The 17,183-nt window shown below is 70.5% G+C and carries 10 protein-coding genes and 1 pseudogene; 1 reads left to right on the top strand and 10 read right to left on the bottom strand.

From position 1 onward, the window contains the following. Positions 1-216: 216 nt before the first annotated feature. The 4 genes from G447_RS0103375 to G447_RS0103390 all read right to left on the bottom strand — a co-directional run bounded on the left by G447_RS0103375 (position 217) and on the right by G447_RS0103390 (position 9,587). On the bottom strand, positions 217-942 hold the full coding sequence (locus tag G447_RS0103375) for a WecB/TagA/CpsF family glycosyltransferase (protein ID WP_026430046.1): 726 nt from the start codon (positions 940-942) through the stop codon (positions 217-219). Positions 943-946: 4 nt separating this feature from the next. Continuing rightward, positions 947-4,393, bottom strand: coding sequence for a fibrinogen-like YCDxxxxGGGW domain-containing protein (locus tag G447_RS0103380; protein WP_026430047.1), 3,447 nt, complete (start codon positions 4,391-4,393; stop codon positions 947-949). A 119-nt stretch (positions 4,394-4,512) separates the two neighbouring features. Further along, positions 4,513-7,968, bottom strand: a complete 3,456-nt coding sequence (locus tag G447_RS0103385) for a fibrinogen-like YCDxxxxGGGW domain-containing protein (protein ID WP_026430048.1) — start codon at positions 7,966-7,968, stop codon at positions 4,513-4,515. Positions 7,969-8,099: 131 nt separating this feature from the next. Then, positions 8,100-9,587, bottom strand: coding sequence for an oligosaccharide flippase family protein (locus tag G447_RS0103390; protein WP_026430049.1), 1,488 nt, complete (start codon positions 9,585-9,587; stop codon positions 8,100-8,102). A gap of 96 nt (positions 9,588-9,683) precedes the next feature. On the opposite strand from G447_RS0103390, the gene G447_RS0103395 reads away from it, so the two are divergent. Next, entirely contained in the window at positions 9,684-10,322 is a 639-nt protein-coding gene (locus G447_RS0103395; RefSeq protein ID WP_034476180.1) for a hypothetical protein, read from the top strand. Here the strand turns inward: G447_RS0103395 and G447_RS0103400 are convergent. The 6 genes and pseudogenes from G447_RS0103400 to G447_RS11010 all read right to left on the bottom strand — a co-directional run. Next, positions 10,261-11,736 (bottom strand): O-antigen ligase family protein, encoded by a 1,476-nt coding sequence (locus G447_RS0103400; protein WP_026430051.1) that lies wholly within the window; start codon positions 11,734-11,736, stop codon positions 10,261-10,263. The genes G447_RS0103395 and G447_RS0103400 overlap by 62 nt on opposite strands. 1 nt (position 11,737) lies before the next feature. After that, on the bottom strand, positions 11,738-13,024 hold the full coding sequence (locus G447_RS11005) for a glycosyltransferase family 2 protein (protein ID WP_034476183.1): 1,287 nt from the start codon (positions 13,022-13,024) through the stop codon (positions 11,738-11,740). Beyond that, positions 13,021-14,532 (bottom strand): hypothetical protein, encoded by a 1,512-nt coding sequence (locus G447_RS0103410; RefSeq protein ID WP_026430052.1) that lies wholly within the window; start codon positions 14,530-14,532, stop codon positions 13,021-13,023. Before G447_RS0103410 ends, G447_RS11005 begins: the two co-directional genes overlap by 4 nt. Continuing rightward, positions 14,529-15,425 carry a glycosyltransferase family 2 protein gene (locus tag G447_RS0103415; RefSeq protein WP_026430053.1) on the bottom strand — a complete coding sequence of 299 codons (897 nt, stop codon included), beginning with the start codon at positions 15,423-15,425 and terminating at the stop codon, positions 14,529-14,531. The genes G447_RS0103410 and G447_RS0103415 overlap by 4 nt, the downstream gene beginning before the upstream one ends. 1 nt (position 15,426) lies before the next feature. Then, positions 15,427-16,176 carry a CDP-alcohol phosphatidyltransferase family protein gene (locus tag G447_RS0103420; RefSeq protein WP_026430054.1) on the bottom strand — a complete coding sequence of 250 codons (750 nt, stop codon included), beginning with the start codon at positions 16,174-16,176 and terminating at the stop codon, positions 15,427-15,429. 107 nt (positions 16,177-16,283) lie between these two features. Beyond that, positions 16,284-16,766 (bottom strand): annotated as a pseudogene (locus tag G447_RS11010) (FAD synthase family protein); the annotation flags it as partial. Positions 16,767-17,183 lie beyond the last annotated feature (417 nt).

Below are 17,183 nucleotides of genomic sequence, written 5' to 3' on the forward strand. Positions count from 1 at the left end.
CGGGTGCGCCCCGGCCTCGGCCGGGGCGCACCCGCGTATATTCTGCTTCTCCCACCCCCGTTGGAGCGCTCGGGAGCGGCACGTCACCACGCAGCTGAGGGAGTGGGCTCCTCGCTGAGAACGCGGATCACGAACCAGTCCCCCGCCCGCGACTCGTCAAGGCGGTCGAACATCCGCGCCGTGGGCAGGCCCGTGTCCGCGCCCGCAGCTGCGCGGCTAGCGGGCGATCAGCCCGTACTCCCCGAACGTCCCCATGTCCTCCAGGCGAGCGACCAGTCGGGGTGCCAGCGCCAGGAAATCCACAGCCTCGACCGTGTAGCGCCCCAGCAGGCGCCGGGGCTCGTGGGCAATGCGCCACGCCCAGCCCAGCCGCCAGCGGTGCACCCAGTCGGGGAAGTACTGGTCCGAGGCGGCGAACTGGTCGATCCACCCACCGGCGGTGCACACGCTGGCGCGGGGCAGCCAGCCCCGGACTTTGGCGGCGACCAGTTCCTGCAAGCCAGCGCCGAGGCCGACGACGACCAGACGCGGATCGAAATCCACCAGGCTGGCGTGGGAGCGGCGCAGGCCCGCCAGGCCCGCATAGCCGTCGACCGCCATGACCTCGAAGGCGCCGAGCCTGGCCGCGGCGCGCTCGGCAAGACCGGGGGCGGCACCGATGAGGGCGACACGCGCGCCCGCCTCCATCTGGTTGAAGACATGGGGCAGGACCAGATCCGCCGACGACCGCACCACCGGGTGCCCCATGCGCGCCAACGTCATCTGCAGCAGCGTCCCATCGACGCCGACCACGTCCATCTTGCGCAACTGGTCGAAGTCGGCGTGGAGCAGCGACCAGTGGTTGAGCCAGGTGGTCGCCCGCCCCTCCGCCAGGACCATGCGCGCGATCTCGTGGTGGTGCTCCGCGTCGGGGTTGGCGGCCTCGCGCTGGGCTTCGTTCACAGCCTCACCTCTCCAAAGTGACGTACATGTCGAATGTCAGGGACGGGTCCGAGTCCCCCGCCGAGTGCTCCTCCACGCCGATCCGCGTGATCTCCGAGGTGAGCAGGTTGCCCGGCACCACGACCGCGACCATGCCGTCCGCTGCCTCCGCCACGGTCACCCCGCTGGACGCCTTGGTCTGCGGCGTCACCGCGCCCGAGGGCATCCGGACCCGGGCGACCTCGGTGCCGTTGACGTAGACGACGGCACCGTCGTCGGCTCGCACGTGGAGGGTGAGCGTGCCGTTCTCCGGCATGGGGCCGAACTTCACATCGCGGGCGAAGTAGGCGGTCGTGGGCCGTTTGGCCGCGCCGAAGTCGGTGCCGGCCCCGGCGTCGCCCCACCCCAGGGGGGAGGCCCCGTGCCGCCACTTCGACAGGTCGGCCGCCGAGGCCCACGCGGCGTCGGGGGCCTTCGAATCCGTCCAGTAGGACCACTGCTCGCCTGAGAAGAGCGCCTTGCCGAAATTCACATGCGAGGCGTCCAACGGCTTGAGGGGACCGTCAGCCGGGGGGTCCTGGGGCTCGCCGGACTGGGCGGGCGGCGCGCTGCGCCTCGGGGGCGAGGGGATCGGAGGCACGTAGGCACCAGCGGGAATGGCGGTGACCGTGGCCGACATGGTCAGCGACGGGGCGCTCCTGTAGTTGACGTGCTCCTCGACGGCGAGGACGTTCGCCCCCTCGACCAGGGCCGAGGCGGGCACGTGCACGGTCTGGCGGTCCCCCCGCGCCGCGTCAGTGGACAGCGCGGAGGAGGCGCGGGTCCCGTAGGACACGTCGCCGTCGTCGAGGCGCTGGCGCCCGATCTCCACCCCGTTAATGTACGCGACTGCGCCGTCATCGGCCACGAAGGACACGTCGACTCCGCCGACCTTGGACAGATCCTTGATCGTGAAGGCCGTGCGCCCGTAGAGGGTGATCGGGCGCGTGGCGGGGGCGCCCGGCTTGAGGACCGTGTTCAGGCCCTTCCCGCCGTAGCCGATGGGCGCGGTGCCAGTCGTCCAGGCGGAGTCGTCGTAGGAGGCGGAGGCCCACGCCTGGTCGGGCGCGGAGTCCTTCCACAGGTAGCGCCACTGCGCGGCATCCCCCACCAGGGAGCTGCCGGGGTCGGCGGGGGCCTGGGCGCCATCGGAGGCGACCCGGAGCACGGGGGTGGAGGCGCCGCGGGAGCCGGAAGCGCCCACCGCCCTCACGAAGAAACGGTTCTCCCCGCCCATGGGGACGCTGGCCGAAGTCCCCCGCACGGCTGCCACCGTGCGGTCGTCACGCAAGACCTCGTAGGAGGCCGCTCCGGCCACAGCGTCCCATGTGAGCGCCACCTTGCCGTCGCCCGCGTCCGAGGACGCCAGGTTCGCGGGTGCGGCGGGCGGGGCCTGCCGCGGCGCGAAGCGCGCGAAGCCGCCGGCCCACTGATTGGCGGACGTGGAGGTGAAGGAACGGGTGAAGTCGCCCCCCACCCACAAGGTTCCGGAGTCGTCGACTTCCAACGCCCACGCACCGGTCGAGCGGGCAGACGCGAGGCGGTAGGGGGTCCACCCGAGCTGGCGGCCCGTCGCGCCGTCCCACGCCCCCGCCCAGCGGATCTCGTCCGCGCGGGTCCAGCCGGTGCCCAACTCGTAGTAGCGGTACGCGTCCTGGAACACGAAGTCCGAGCAGTGGCACGAGGCGTAGACCACGCCGTTCCCCGCGCTGGTCACCGCCTGCATGTCGCCGCCGTTCTGCATGGCGATCGAACCGGAGGTCCGCGTCATGGTGGCCGTGTCATAGCCGAAGAGCGAGTGCTGGGAGCCCCCGAAGTACACGCGCCCGCCCGTCAGCGCCACCCCCTGTTGGTACTTCCCTTCGAAGTACGAGGGCTCGAAGATCCACGAGGAATCCAGCGCGGCGCCCGCCGCAGTCGACACCCGCGCGGCATAGGGGGCCGCGCCGCGCTGCGCGCGGGTGAAGTGGCCTCCCGCGTAGAAGTAGCCGCCCGCCTCATCGACGTCGAAAGCGACGACCGAGCCGTTGAACTCGGGGTTCCACGAGCGGTCGGGCTCCCCGGAAAGGGACAGGCGCACCGCCCCGCGAGCGTATGCGCTGCGGCCCCCGTTGCCCGACGCGTGGGTGAACAGGCCGGCCAGGTAGATGTGCTGGCCGGTGACCCGGGCCGCCTTGACGGACACTGTGCCCGAGCGCAGCGCGTTGCGCAGCTTCAGCGTCCACGAGGAGTCGATGGCGCCCGTGGCCGTGTCGATGACGACTGTGCCCACGTGCTCCTCGCCGTTGACCCGCGTGAAGTCGCCGACCGCCAGCAGGCGCGCGCCCGGCAGCTCCACGAGGTCCTTGACCTGGTTGTTGAAGGCGAAGGACTGCCCGTTCCACTCCCCCGACGCCGCGTCGAAGCCCGCCAGGCCGGAGGTCTGCGCCTTCGTCGAGCCCACGTGGGCCACGCCCGTGAAGTTGCCGCCCACGTACATCGTTGAGCCGACCTGCTCGAAGGCCTGGACCTGGGCGTTGCCCTCCGCGTTCGAGCCGTTGAGGTTGCCCGCCACGCCCCACTTCATCGGCGCCGCGTACTCGGAGACCGTCGGTGCGACGGCCTGCGCCGGGGTTCCGGAGTCGGCGATCCTGGCGTAGGCGTCGTCCGAGCGCAGCTGCGGGCGCAGGTAGACCTCGGCGTAGGGCTCGACGGTGAACCCCGCTTTGCGGAAGAAACTGGTGTCGGAGGTGTCCGCGTAGGGCAGCGCGCCGGGGCCGTAGCCGAACCCCACCCGGTACTTCGACGTGGCGGTCGCGGTCATGTTGACCATGCCCCACGCCTCGTCGTCGCCGAACTTGGACCAGATCGGTTTCCCGGTCGTCCACTCGCCGCCGTTGATGGAGTAGACGACCGGGTGCGCGGACTTGAAGGGCCACACGAAGTCCGCCATCTTCGGCAGGCGCATCTTGATGGTCTGCCAGGACGTCCCGCGCCCGTTGTAGGCGCGCACGACCCGCATGCCGTCGGGCAGTTCGGAGACGGGGGTGGAGCCGAGGAGGCCGTTGACGGCCTCGTTGGACAGCTGCGCGGTCCCGTCCGCGGGCCTGCGCTCGCGTTTGGCCAGCGAGGAGGCCGCGCCCTTCCCCTGGCTCCAGGTCTCCCACCCGTCGGTGCCGCTCCCGATGAGGACCCACCCGCCCCCATCGCTCGTCTGGTCGCAGAAGAACCGCCCGGGCGCGTTCATGGTGGGGGTCTGGAGCCAGTAGGTGCCGTCCGGCGCGTTGGGGTCGTTCTGCTTGATCTCCCAGCACGAGGCCGCCGCGCCCGCCTCGGACAGCCCGTCGCGGACGGGCGCGGGGGGCGCGGACTGGGAGGGCACGTGCCCCAGTCCGTTGAGGACGACAGTCGCCGCGGCGATCATGACGAGGGGGATGCGGTGGGTGTTTCTCATGGGACCTGCGGGAAGGTTGAGTCGGATACCCGCTATTTTCCCATGCGCAAGAGAAGCGCTCAACCGAGTTCTTACCACTCGGTTGAGCGCTTACTCACTGTGACCTGCGCTGAAGCGCGTCACCACCGCTTGAGAGAAGCCGTCAAGTCGAAGGACATCGACGGCGTCCCACGGTAGTTGATGTGCTCCTCGACGCCGATGCGGTTGATGCCGTTAACCAGTCGCGACGCGGGCACCTCAACGGTCACCATGTTGGATGCGGCGCGCTTGGCGCTGACTGCCTGGTTCGCGTAGGTCGAATGCGTGATCGTGCCCTCGCTCATGCGGACGGTCGTCAGCTGGAAGCCGTTGACGTAGACCACGGCGCCGTCGTCGGCCCGCACGTTGAGCGTGATCTTCGCGTCGCCCGTGATGGGCCCGAGGTCCACGTCGGCGGCGAAGTAGTTGGTGATCGCGCGATCGCTCTTCTCGATCGACAGGGGGGTCCCCGCGCCGGGGTCGCCCCAGCCGATCGGGCTGGCGCCCGAGGACCAGTCCGTGATGTCGCCGGACGGCGAGGCCCAGTACGGCGTGGGCTCGGACTGCGAGGTCCAGTAGCTCCACTGCGTGCCCGAGGAGATGATCTCACCGTCGGTCACCCCGGTGGCGTCCACCACCGGCGAGCTCGTGCCGCCGGGCGACGGCGACGGGGGCGGGGTGGTGCTCCCGTTGTCGCCGGGCTTGCGCTCGACGCGCTCGACCCGGGCCTGCATCGACACGGACTTCGCCTTGCGGTAGTTCACGTGGGTCTCCACGGCCAGGACGTTATCCCCAGCGACGAGGCGAGCGGCGGGCACGAACACCGTGGTCCGGTCGGCCTGCGCCGCGTCGTAATTGGGGGCGGAGTCCGCGCGGGTCTCGTAGGAGACCTCTCCGGTCCCCAGGCGCTGGCGGCCCACCTCGGCGCCGTTCACGTAGGCGACAGCGCCGTCGTCCGCGACGAAGTCGACGTTCACCCCCGAGATGGCCGAGGGGTCGGCCACGGTGAAGTGCGTGCGGAAGTAGCTGGTGATGGGCCACGTCTTGCGCGGCGAGGTCTGGATGTTCGTGGCAATGCGGTCATCGCCCCTGCCCAGCGGCGCGGCGCCGCGCGGCCACGCGGAGTCGTCGTAGTCGGGCGAGGCCCACGCCTCGTCGGCGGCGGACTCCTCGTAGCGGTAGGACCAGGTGGCGCCGTTATCGACCAGGACGGGGTTGGACGGGTCGTGCTCGCCGGCGGCCGGCGGGACGTAGACGGGGCTGGTTGCGGAGCGGTTGCCCTCGGCGTCCACGGCGCGCACGAAGAAACGGTTCTCACCAGCGCGGGCGAGTTCGACGGTCGGCTCCTTGACCTGGGCGACCGTGCGGTCGTCGCGCAGGATCTCGTAGGCGTCGGCGTCGGCCACCGGGGTCCACGACAGCGTCACATTCGCCTCAGTGGAGGCCGTGGCGCGCACCTGGGTGGGCGCCTGGGGCGGGGTCGTGTCGCGGGCGTCGAAGCGGGCGAAGCCGCCGTTCCACTGGGTGCGCGTCATGGAGGTGTGTGTGCGGGTGAAGTCACCGCCCGCCCACAGGTTGCCGTTGGAGTCGACGGTGAGCGCCCACGCGCCGGTCTTGCGCTGAGAGGACATCTCGAAGGGGGTCCAGTGCATGTGCTTGCCGGTGGCGGTGTCCCACGCGCCCACCCACTTGATGTCGTCGGCCCGGGTCCAACCCGATTCGATGGTCCACATGTCGGCGTCCTGGTAGGAGGCGTCGGAGCAGTGGCACGAGGCGTAGACGACGCCGTTGGGGGAGGCCGCACTGGCCTGCAGGTCGCCGCCGTTGCTCATGGTGATCGAGGCGGAGGTCCGCTGGTTCGTGGCCGCGTCGTAGCCGAACAGCGAGTGCTCGGAGCCGCCGATGTACACGCGGTCGCCCACCGAGGTGATGGTCTGCTGGTACTTGCCCGCGCTCACCGTGCTCGGCCGGAAGTCGAAGGAGGAGTCGACTGCTGCCCCCGCGTCGGTGGACAGGCGGGCCGCGTACCAGGCGCGGTCGCCGTGGGCGCGGGTGAAGTGCCCGCCGGCGTAGTACGCGCCGTTCTGCTCATTGATGTCGGAGGCCATCACCGAGGCGTTGAACTCCGGGTTCCAGGAGCGGTCGGGGCGCCCGTCGAGGCCGACCCGGCCCGCGTTGCGCGCGTAGACCTTCGCCATGTCGCCCAGGCGCAGGTGGGTGAAGGTGCCCCCCAGGTACACCTGGCCGTTGTAGAAGCGCGCGGTGCGCACCGAGACGCGGTGCGAGCCGATCGCGTTCATGATGGTGAGGTTCCAGTCCGGGTCGATCTGGCCGGTTGCGGGGTCCAGCACGACGGTGCCCACGTGCTCCTCGCCGTTGACCCGCGTGAAGTCGCCGACTGCGAGCAGTTTGCCCGAGGGGAGCGTGAGCAGGTCCTTCACCTGGTTGTTGAAGTTGAAAGTCATGCCCGTGAAGGCGCCCGTGTTCACGTCGAACGCGGCCAGGCCCCGCGACTCGGTGACCGCCCCGTCAGCGCCGGAGCGCACGCCCGTGAAGTTGCCCCCCACGAACATGGTGGAGCCGACCTGCTCGAAGGTCTGGACCTGGATATTGCCCTCGGCGTTGGAGCCGTTGAGGTTGCCCGTCACGCCCCACTGGGTGGGCGCCGCGAACTCCGAGACGGCGCGCGTCACTGTGGAAGCGGCCGCGCCCTCGTCGGGGATGCGGGTGAAGTCGGAGGAGTCGGAGGCGATCCGGGGACGGAGGTAGACCTCGGAGTAGGGGAAGACGGTCTGACGGATCTTGTGGAAGAAGGATCCCGCCGAATCCGTGTCACCGGAGTACTTCTGCGCCCCCGGGCCGAAGCCGAACCCGATTGTGAAGCCGTTCGCCCACGACGGGTAGGTGTTGTTGGCGTTCCACGCGTCGTCGTAACCGAAGCGCGAGTAGGCCCTCGACGAGATGACGGAACCGTGGTTGAAGGTCGCGTTGACGGGGTGGCCCATCTTGAAGAACCACACGAAGTCCGACATCTGGGGGAAGCTGAGATCCATGGTCTGGAAGGACGAGCCCTGGGGGTCCATGGAGCGCAGGACGCGCACGCCGTCCTCCAGGCCGGACACCGACCCGTTCCCAATGAGCTGGTTGACCTCCTTGGTGGACAGCTGCGCGACGGACATGTCCGCCGCCGTGCGCCCGCGCGCCGTCAGGGAGTTGCGGTCGCCCTTCCCCTGCGTCCACGGCTCCCAGCCCTCGCGCCCGCGGCCGATCATCACCCATCCGCCGCCGTCGGTGGTCTGGTCGCAGTAATACTGACCGGGCGCGTCCATCGTGGGGGTCTGCAGCCAGTAGGTGCCGTCGGCCGCCGAGGGGTTCTTCGTCTTGATGTCCCAGCACGAGGCCGCGGCCGTCTGGGCGCTGAGGCCGTCGTGGACGGCTGGCGCCCCGGCCCCCCCGGTACTGCCGCCGCCTGGGTCGGCCACGGCCATGGGTGCGAGTGCGAATGATGTGAGCAGGGCGGCGGGGGCGAGCAGGGCTCCCAGTAGACGGCGCGACATTCCGGCTGTTCCTTAGCATTCAAGAGTGAACGAGGCGTGTTAACGGGAATATATTTACACGCAAATCACTTCGCGATCAACCGGTTGGTCAGCTCTTGGACGCCGAAATATGTTGCAACTTGGTAAAGACCCTATTCGCCGCCCCTCCTCGCGCGGGCGAAGGCCCCCAGTCCCACCAGCCGCAACGGCGAGCGCCCCGCCCAGCACAGCACGAGGAAGCCCAGCGCCCCGGCCGCGCACCCGGCCGCGAGGCCCACCAGGCTGGCGCGCCCCGCCACGAGCGCCACCGCGCCCGCGGGCGCTCCCACGCACACGAGCACACCCGCCACCGGCAGGGCGACCTCCCCCAAGTCGGGCCGCACTCCGATGAACCGAGCCACCTGCACGGACGCCATCGCCGCGTCGACCACCATGCACACCGCCCACACGACGGCCGCCGCCAGCATCCCGAAACGCGGGATGAACAGCACATTGCCGACGACGTTGAGGCCGAGCACCACGACCTTGTTGACCGCGGCCCACCCGCTGCGCCCGCTCATGATCAGCAGCGAATGGACGTTCCCCGCCATGAAGGTCACCACCGAGCCCGCGCACAGGGCCACCAGGACCCCGGCGCCCGCCTCGAAGCCCTCGCCCAGGACCCGCATGAGCGCCGGGGAGAAGACCGCCATGAGGACGTAGACGGGGGTGGCGAAGAGCACAAGCCACACCGACGCGGTCGAGTACAGGGACACCAGCTCCTCCATCTTGCGCTGGTGGAGCAGCTTGGAGAACTGGGGGGACACGACGACGCGCAGGGCAGTATCGACGACGAGCCCGGCCTGGATGAAGCGGATGGCTCCCCCGTAGATGCCGGAGGCGGCATTGCCCGCCAGCATCCCCACCAGCAGGACGTCCAGCCATTGGAGGGCCTGCTCCAGACCGGCTGTGAGGGTGCGGGGCAGGGCGAAGGACACGATGCGGCGACGGCGCTGGCGCGCGGGCCAGCGGCTGCCCCCCGCCTCGGGCATGTGCCGGGCCAGGAGCGCCCACGCGCACACCAGGACGAAGACGAAGGGGAGCGCCCAGGCGGCGGAGACCACCGCGTAGGAGCCGCCGACGGCCGCCGCCCCCGCCACCAGCAGGGGCCGCAGCCCGGGCAGCAGCAGGTTCTGGACCAGGACGTACTCGCGCATGTTGCCCAGCGCCCGCAGCGCCGCCGAGGCGACCAGGGAGAGGGCGCCGATGGGCACGAACCACGCGGCCGCCCGCACTGCCCCCGCCACTTCCCCGCTCCAGATCATGGGGGCCACCGCCTCCAGGACGAGGACCGCCGACAGGGACACCCCGACCGCCACCGACGCCATGTAGTTCAACGAGGCGCGGATCTCCTCGGGCGAATCAACCGACAGCCGCGGCATGAGGTAGATGGCCGTCGAGTCCAGGCCGACCTTCGCCAGGGCCATGACGATGGCGAACACACCCGTGGCCTGGGTGACGACGCCGGCGCCCGTGGTCCCCAGGGCGCGCGAGAGCACGATCGTGAAGGCGAAACCGAGCACCGCGGACGCGGCCGCGCCGGCGAATCCGACAATGCCGCCCCTGGCGAGGTTCCTCCGGGATTGATGCGCATCACTCATTTGTTCTCCCTCTCGCTTCGTAATCACCGAGGTTGTGGGACTATCTTTACTAACTGGTAGGACTTACCGAGAATCCTCGATGGAAGAAGGGCACCCATGTCTGTTAAGAAACTCACCGGGAAATGGCTGGTCACGGCCTGGGTCGGCCTCGCCGTCATCCTGGTCGCCGCCGTGTGCGTGGTCTTCGCGCTGGTCGGCAGATCCGTGACCACCGCGCAGTCCACCCCCGGCGACTCCGGGGCCGAATCCGATCCCACTGCGGTGCCGCAGTCGGTGCCCAAGACCATCCAACCGCAGTCGGCGGGCCCGGCCAACACCGCGGGAGCGGGCATGGGGGGCGACGACGAGGCTTCCCAGCAGGTGGACTTCGTCCTGGCCTCCATGTGGCAGGCGTACTCCGACCCCTCCACCGCGATCGCCACCGACCTGTCCTCGATCCTCACCGAGTCCGCGCTGGAGGAGTTCGACGCGCAGGCCCAGGAGTGGAACGCGGACGGCACGCGCGTGTCGGGGACCCCCCGGATTGAGAACGCGCACGTCACCGCGTCCGACGGGACGACCGCCACGGTGCGCGCCTGCGTCGACTCGAGCGGGGTCGCGGTCACGAACGAGGCCGGGTCGTCCCTGACGGACGACACCTCGCTGACGCGGGCCCTCACTGATTTCTCGTTCGTCAACGACGGCGGTTCCTGGAAACTATCCGGGGTCTCCTTCCCCGACGATCCGACGTGCTGACCCGGTCCAGCATCCTCTCCGAGAAGGCCTCGCCCTCCACACGGAGGACGGGGTTCTTCCACATGCCCGTCGGCGTCTTGGCAGCCGGCCCGGCCGCGTCGTAGTCGGTGAGGGGCTCGGTGCCCTCCTCCAGGTGCCGCGCCAGCAGGGCGACGGCCAGCACCGAGACCATGAGCCCGGTGTTCATCCCGTAGTAGAACTGCTCGACCAGGGTGGCGATGACGATGCCGCCCAAGACCGAGCCGTAGATGTCCTTCGCCTTCCACACGCTGGGCAGGATCCTGGCGAAGAACGCCAGGAAGAGGAAGGCGCCGACGATCCCGTAGGAGAAGAGGACCGTCCAGAACTGGCCCTGGGTGCCCAGCGATGGCAGCCACGGCACGGAAGCGGGGCGCGGCGCCCCGAAGCCGAGCAGGGGGGACTCCCTGAGCGAGACCAGGGTCTCCAGGTAGTTCGTGAGGCGGTCGACCGTCGTGCTCGACGACTGCAGGCGCTCCACCAGGGACTGCGAGGCCGGGGTGAACAACCACGCGATGGCGCCGGCCCCGCCGAGGAGCAGCGCGACGAGCACCGTCCGCCACCGTCCGTCGCGAACCCGCTGGAACCCGACCCACGCCGCGATCACGATCAGGCCGATGTACATGCCTCGGTTGAGGGTCGCTGCCGCTGGCACCACCGCGGCGGCGCACACGAGGGCGTGGAGGTAGCGGTGGCGCGCGTACTCGCGCCAGGAGATGACCGTGAAGATGATCGCGAGCGGGAATACCAGGGAGAAGACGTTCCCCCACGTGTTCGCGTAGATGAAGGGCGCCGAGGGACGGGGATCCGAGAGGACCCACGACCCGGGGTTCCACTGCGTGGTCCCCCTGCGCACGAACTCCGACACGAAGTCGTTGGAGTGCAGCGCCTTGGGGACCAAGTAGTACATGAGCGTGTTGAAGCGCAGTTTGGGAAGCGCCATCGCCAAGTACCCGCCGACCACGGCCGACGCCAGGAAGCCCCACAGGGTCCCCATGAGGACCTTCGGCGTCAGGCGGGCGCGGGCGTTGAACGCGTAGATCCCGAACACCAGGGGGGACATCTGCAGAGCGAAGCGGTAGAACGCGCCGATGAGGCGCCCGACCGAGTCGAGCATGCTCATCGACGCGAGCACCCACACCAGGAAGAACAGCCAGATCACAGTCCCCGGCGGGAAGCGCAGGCCCCGCCGCCCCAGCATGAACACGATCATGATGATCGCGAACACCGGCCACATGAGGTCCCCGGCGCCGATCACCCACCACAGGAAGTACCCGGAGTAGGCGACGACGAAGGGCCATGCGGGCAGCTGCAGGGCGTCCTCGTTGAGCGCGCCGATGAAGGCCGGACCGGGTCTGGCCCAGATCCCACGGCGCGACGCCGCAATCTCGGCCACGTCAGTCCCGCCCGTCCGCGGGGCCCTTCGGCGCCCCCTCCGCCCCGTCGGCCCGGCCGGAGGAGGGGCGCTTCCTGGGGCGCAGGCGGTTGGCGTGGCGCGAGCGCAGGTAGCGCACCGGGCCCTCGAGGAAGCCCTTGACCTCGGACCGGGTGAGGCCGGAGGGCACGTCGTCGTCAGTGCCCGCGACGCGCGCGGATCCGGGGCGCAGGCGCGCCGCGACGGCGGGGGCCCGGGAGGCCAGGGTGAGCGCCGTGGAGGGACGGGCCAGGACCGCTTTGACGAGCAGGGCGGACATGCCCGAGCCGTTGCCGCGCACCTGGGCGTCCAGGCCCTCGTGGTCCACGCGGTGGCGGTGGTGGACCAGCGCGTCGGGCGTGTGCACGATGACGTCGCCGTGGGCGAGGACGCGGGCGAACATGTCGAGGTCCTCGCCCCCGCGGGTCGGGGTCCCGGCCCCCAGCGAGGGGTCGAAGGGGCCGACCTCCATGAGGACGTCGCGGCGCAGCGCCATGCACACCCCCGCGCCGACGCGGGCCGTGGCCACCGGGTAGAGGGGGCCGCCGTCCCCGGCCTCGCCGAGGCCCCTCACGCTGTCGGGGACCCTCCCCTTCGCCCACACGCGGGGCGTGAAATCCTTGGGGAAGCCCCCCCGGCTCTCGAACCAGCGCTGCGGGGCGTGGACGAGCTCCAGGGGGAGAACGATCCCAGTGGTCGCCCCCACCAGGGGGCTCGCCGTGAAGGGGTCGATGAGGGCAGTCAGCCAGTGGGGGTCGACGATGGCGTCGTCGTCGGTGAAGGCCACGACCTCGCCGGTCGCGGCCAGGACACCGCGGTTGCGGGCCCGGGAGAGCCCGGGCCGCGAGGCGTTGACGACGGTGAGGCGCTCGTCGTCAATGCCCTTCAGGGCGGTGCGCGCCAATCCGGTGGTCGGCGCGTTGTCGACGACGACGACACGGTAGTCGCGGTGGTCCTGGGCCAGGACCGCTTTGACGGAGGCGGCCAGCAGGTCCGAGCGCCCGGTCGTGCAGATGACGACGGTGGCGGGGACGGTCGCGCCCGCGCCCTCGTTCCACCCGCGCCTGGGGGCGGCGGGCACCGCGGCCACGGCGGGGTCGGACTCTGGCGCGCCAGTGCCCTCGATGGTGACCGCGCCGCAGTTTCGCCCGTTCTCGCGCACGAGCACGAGGGCGCGCTCCATACCGGGGTCGCCGGAGACGAGCTCACGCACCCGCTCCGTGCGGTCGACGTGCCAGATGGAGGACCCGTGGGGATCGGCGGTGCTCATCGCTTGTCCTCCACCCTGCGGGTCACCGTCTGCGTGGGGATCTCGTAGGTGCCCCGCTCCGCTTGGATCTGAGCGAGTTCCGCGTTGACGACGGCCTTGTCGGAATGGCGCGGCACGTCGCCGATAGGCGCTTGGATGAGGGTCTCCTCGGGGTCGTCGGAGCTGGTCATCCCCGCGTGCCTCCCTGGGGGCACGACCTCGGCGGGGCCGCCGTAGGCGGAGTGGACAGCGGGCTCGGGGCGCGGCGCCGAGGCGGCCTCCTCCGCCTCGCCCAGGTAGAGCATCGCGTTGACCTCGCGGTTGATGAGGGCGAGCTCGTCGAGGAGGGCGTGGATCGGGCCCAGGGCGTCGCCGCCGCGCACTGCGATGAGGACGTGCTTGGAGGGGCGGACCTCGTCGAGCAGGCCCGCCAGGGGCTGGGTCATGTCAATGAGGCGCGGGGAGGGCACACGGGTCTCGGCCAGGGACCGGGTGAGGGTGGCGTGCAGGGTCCGGGCCTGCGGGTCCGTGGGGTCGATGATGAGGTCCACCCAGTGCTCGCGGTCGATCGTCATGGCGAGCATCCGCGTGGGCGACTCCCACTCGTTCTCAGCGCCGTGCTCGCGGCTCCACACGGGCAGTGCGGTCAAGTCGGCCAACTGCGACGGCGAGATGAGCGAGCGCGCGCGGGTCTCCTTCACGAAGACGACGACCAAACCGATGAAGAGGCCGACGGCCGTGGTCACCAGGAGGGTGCGCGCCGCCGAGGGGGACGTGGTGTCCTCGGACTGCCCCGCCGCGGTCAGCACGCGCCCAGCGGTGACGTGGTAGGGCGCCAGCTGCACGGCCTGGTCCATGAGCTTGTCGATCTCAGCGCGCAGCTGCGTGATCCTGGCGGCGTCGGCCGAACTGGTCCGCTGGACCGGCTGGTTCCGCTGCGCGCCGCGCGCGTTGTTGCCCAAGCCCGTGTCCTCGTCCTCCGGTTCCTGGGCCGCCTGCTGGGCCTGGAGCTGCGAGAGCTCGGTGTTGAGCTCTTCGATGCGCGCCGTGATCCCCGCCAGCATCTCGTCGGCGCGGGCCTCGGCCAGGGCGGTGCGCTCCTTGAGGTAGGCGGCGGCGATGGCGTCGGCTGCGGCCACCGCCTTGTCGCGACTGCGGGCGCTGTACTCGATGCGCACGATGGTGCCGTTGGTGTCGCCCGACACCTCCATGCCTGCCAGAAGGGTCTCCGCGTCGGTGCCGCCGATCGCCGTGGCGGCTGCGGCGAGGACGTTCGCGGACTTGGCGATCCCCAGCTCGGTGACCATGTCCGTGGAGCTGATCGAGGTCTTCGCCACGGGGGTGGGGGTGGCTGCGGGCGGCGTGATCGTCATGGTGACGGTCGCCGTATGGTCCACGGGCAGTGCGAAGACCGCGCCCACCCCGATGGCGAGCCCGCCCAGGGTGGCGGCTACGATGGACTTCCACCGGCGCGCGAAGGCGTGGCGAAGTATCTCCTGGCCCCCAGTCGGCGGCTTGGTGAGGATCATTGGTCATCTCCTTGCATCCGGGCCCGCACCCAGCGGATGCGTCCGTTGAGTCGCCGCTCCAAGCGGTGCGCGGCGCGTGTCGGCAGGGCGCTCAGTCCCGCCCTGAAGGCCTCCTCGAAATCGTCGAGTGCGGCGCGGGCCCCGCTGGCCGGCATCTGGGGCAGGGCCACCAGCCTCGGCAGCGGGCGGCCCGTGAGTCGCTGCGCGAGGTCGGCGAAGGCGCGCGCCTGGAGCTCATTATTCCAGGACTCGGCCCTCCACCGCTGCGATGCGGTCACCTGAGTGGGGTGGATCCTGTACACCAGGCCCCAGGCGGCCAGGCGGCGGATCGTGCCCCCGTCCGCCGCGACGCGCAGCCACAGGTCGTAGTCCTCGGCGGGGACGTTCCGGTATCCGCCGACGCGGTCCAGGCAGTCGCGGGTCGCCACCATCGTCGGGTGGCACACGGGGTTGGTGAGCAGCAGGTGCCAGGGCATCTCGTCGGGCCCGATGGCGTAGGGAGCGCGGGGCACGGGACAGCGCCCGCGCAATTCGACGATCTGCGTGAACACCATGTCGTCGCCGCGCCCGATGGCGGCCCCGCACCGCCGGAAGCGGCCACGCAGGCTCACGTCGTCGGCGTCCATGCGCCCCACCAGGGACGAGTCGGTGCCCGCCATGAGCTGGCCGAGGACGCGGGCCACTCCTCCCTCGCCGGGGGCGATGGGGACGACGCGCAGGCGCGGGTCCCCGGCGGCGGCCTCCTGGGCGCGCTCCGCGGTGGCGTCGGTGGAGGAGTCGTCGCCGACGACCAATTCGGAGTCGGCGGGCATGGCGCGCAGAGTCGAGGCGACGGCGCGGCGGATCGTTCCGGCGGCGTTGCGGGCGGGCAGTAGGACGCAGAGGCGGGGCATGTCAGCGGCGCTCCGCTGCGTCCAGGGCCCGCAGGTCGCGGTAGCGCCTGCGCAGAGAGATCGCGCTGTGGGCGCAGGCGATGGCCGCGAGCGCCGTGTAGAGAACGGCGAAGGGCGTCCCCAGCCCCCACAGGACGAAGGACCAGCACAGCGTCCCCGGATCGGTGGGCAGCAGGATGAAGCTGCGCAGTGTGCCGCCCCGGGTCTGCTTGCGGCCCGCGGCGCGCACGAACTGCTCGGCCAGGATCTGGCTCATGAACTGCCCGGAGGCGACCCACCCGTAAACCAGGGCCACCAGGGCGAGCCACCACTGCTCCTGCTGGTGCCACATGAGCGCGACGGCCGCGCAGTAGTGGATGGCGGGACTGCGGAAGGCGTCGGCGACGTGGTCGACCCACTCCCCCGTCTTCGACGAGGCGTGGGTGACGCGGGAGACCTGGCCGTCGGCCGAGTCGAAGAGGAAACCCGCAGCCAGGAGGACGCCGACGGGGATCCCCGTCCACCACGCGGGAGGCAGGGCGACCAGGAGCGCCATGCCCGCAGCGGAAAGGCACACGGACACGAGGCTCACGAAGTTGGGGGTCCACCCCCAGGCGGCTGCCGCGGCGGCGACGACCCTGGCGCCCGAGCGGTTCACCCACCGCATGTAGGCGGGCACGCCGTCGCCGGGTTTCTGAGCGGCGCCGAGCTCGCGGCGGTACTGGCCGAAGCGCTGGGCCCATGTTCCCGAGGGGGCCTGCCAGTCACTCATCGCACTGCCCCCTCGTCCAGGGGCCGGGCCACGGCGTCTGCTGCGGACGCTTCGCCGGCTGCCGAACGAGGGGCCTGGGCGTCTGCCGCGGGCGCCTCGTCGGGTATTGCGGACGCCTCGCTGGATGCTGCGGGCGCCTCGTCGTCGGAGAAGTCCTCGGGCGCGATGAAACGGCGCAACTTGGTGGACGAGGTGGAGGGGGTGTAGGGCAGGTAGACGACACGGGCGCCCACCTCGGCCATCTCGGCCTCCAGTTTGGCCCCTTTGGGGGTGTCCTTCCAGTCGTCGCCCTTGAAGAGGACATCGAAGGGCTGCAAGCGCCACGCGAGGCGCTTGTCCTGGTCGAGGTCCACCACGACGGCGTCGACGAAGCGCAGGGAGGAGACCAAATCGCAACGCTCTTTGAGGGGGATGACGGGAGCCCGCCCTTTCATGCGGATAAGCGCCTCGTCGGAGGTGACTCCGACCACCAGTCGGTCGCAGCGCTCGCGCGCAGCGCGCAGGATGTTGAGGTGCCCCTGATGGAACATGTCGAAGCCACCGGGCACGTATCCGGTGACGGGCTTGGCTGTAGTCCGTGTCTGATCCACCCATCAAGTGTGCCACTTATCAAGCGGTCAACTCACCTTTACCGAGCAAATGCCCGAAAGATCACGCACACCCTGTTCCGACCATGCCGCCCCGGTCCACGGCGTGGCGCGCGGTGGCCAAAAAGTGACCAGGCCAGCCCTGAGCGGTGGGTCAGAATGCGCACGAGCCCCGGGCGGGAATGGGTCCTTTCCTCCCGCATCCCGTCGAGCTGGATCGCTTTGACCGAACCCCGGGCGGGGACGGGTCCTTTCCGGGAAACTGGTCCGAAATGTGTCTGAGTCCGCACGAATTCAGCAGAATCGCACCAAAACCGTGAGACTCAGACACAGAATGGACCAGCCCGCCGTGTCGGTCTCACCGTGCTAACAGCCCACTACGCGGGGCGTCCAGGTCGTTTTACACGCGAAGTCGCGTTT

Source organism: Schaalia georgiae DSM 6843, assembly GCF_000429245.1.
Lineage (GTDB): Bacteria > Actinomycetota > Actinomycetes > Actinomycetales > Actinomycetaceae > Pauljensenia > Pauljensenia georgiae.